Raw genomic sequence first — 1,442 nt, forward strand, 5'->3', positions numbered from 1 at the left:
CCTTTTCATAATTGCTCTTAATTACTCTAAATTGCCACTTTATCTTAATATTTTAGCACATCAAGTACGGAAGAACCTTGCGTCCCAGGATATCCTGTTTAATTTGCTCTCCCAATGCTAATGCTAGCGTATCGATCGCTTCAGTGAACTGGGCATCTCGTTTGATAGTACGGCTGCTAACTTTATACTGCTGGGCCAATTCTTCGGCTATATCTACCGAAGTGACATTTTGTCCCTTCGGTGAGTTCTGCTTTAGATTGTCCTGTCGATTACCTTTGAGTAAGGAGTAGCGCTTCCCTCTCAGATAGCTGGCGGTTTCTGGGGTGATGTTACGTCGTCCCAACTGGTGGTTGACAATCCAAGCTAGTGCAGCTTCTCTGTTTGGCAGTTCGATCTCTACAATAGTGTACGGGATATGCAGTTGGGTGCATAACTGGTAACGGTTATGACCGTCTAGAAGGATATTGCGATCTTTCCAGACTATCAGAGGTTGAAGGCAACCTTCTTGGCTTAAATTAGCCTCTAATACGGCTAATTCCTCAGTTGATGGCGGGGGAATTAGGTTTTGGAATTCTGGGTCAGTGGTCAAACAGTAGTTTGAGGGGGACGATTCAGGTTCTTCGTAGGGGGATATGGTGGCTAGCATTTTTATTGTTTTCTGTATCAAAACTGGGTGTTGCACTTTTATCAGATATCATATAATGTCTGATAGAGAAAAGAAAGTGCTGTAATATTAAATTGGATATGGTTTTTTTAGGATGGCAGAAAAACGGTTGCAAAAAGTTAATCCTCGTTCGCTGTCGAATCTCAAGCCTGGTAGCGAGTCGGACTACGGTGAGGTGAAGAAAAGAAGAAGCATTGCTGTCACGGATACGGGCTATGAAGGCTTGCGTTTATTGGCGCAGGCTTGCGGTTGCAGTTTGAGCGAGTATTTGGAAAGGTTGGGCAGAGGTATGATTTGTGCTGGTGATGTAACTAATGTTATGCGATCGCCGTAAAATTTTGGATAGTCAATAAAATATCAACTATCAACAATTGCTCTGTGCATTCAGAGAAGCTCACAGAGATAATTGAACGCATGAGTAAGAAGGAACGAAGAAACAAGGTTGCTTCGCTTTTATTAGTTTGGTTTCACTAACCTCACCTAAATCAAGATTATAGGTGGGGGTGGGGACTGCGCTCAACATTTTTGTTCAAGATGAAGCGACAGAAACCCACTGCTCCATAAAGCAGCAGTGGGTAGTTCATTTATGGGTGTTAGATACTAGGCAGAGCAAGGGAAACCCGAATCCAAGCCAGCTAAATAATAGATTGACCCTAAAGAAATCCGGTTGGGAGCAAAGGTAGCCCATTTGCTCGAACATTCACCAGGCTGATACTTGGGAGACTGCTTACTCCACTCATCCCATAACCAAAGAAGTGCAGGCGAAAATGAATAAAGT

The 1,442-nt window shown here is 43.3% G+C and carries 3 protein-coding genes; 1 reads left to right on the plus strand and 2 read right to left on the minus strand.

Going from position 1 to position 1,442, the window contains the following annotated elements:
• Window positions 1–52 precede the first annotated feature (52 nt).
• On the minus strand, window positions 53–646 hold the full coding sequence (locus tag LAY57_RS35570) for a ParB N-terminal domain-containing protein (RefSeq protein WP_249072207.1): 594 nt from the start codon (window positions 644–646) through the stop codon (window positions 53–55).
• A 112-nt stretch (window positions 647–758) separates the two neighbouring features.
• Here LAY57_RS35570 and LAY57_RS35575 point away from each other — a divergent pair, with 112 nt between their 5' ends.
• Complete coding sequence (locus tag LAY57_RS35575) at window positions 759–998, plus strand: hypothetical protein (RefSeq protein ID WP_249072208.1); 240 nt, start codon at window positions 759–761, stop codon at window positions 996–998.
• A 266-nt stretch (window positions 999–1,264) separates the two neighbouring features.
• On the opposite strand, the gene LAY57_RS36760 is transcribed toward LAY57_RS35575, so the two are convergent.
• Window positions 1,265–1,442 (minus strand): PriCT-2 domain-containing protein (locus LAY57_RS36760; RefSeq protein WP_420839199.1); only part of this gene is annotated, 178 nt, incomplete at its 5' end.

This window comes from Argonema antarcticum A004/B2 (assembly GCF_023333585.1).
Taxonomy (GTDB): domain Bacteria; phylum Cyanobacteriota; class Cyanobacteriia; order Cyanobacteriales; family Aerosakkonemataceae; genus Argonema; species Argonema antarcticum.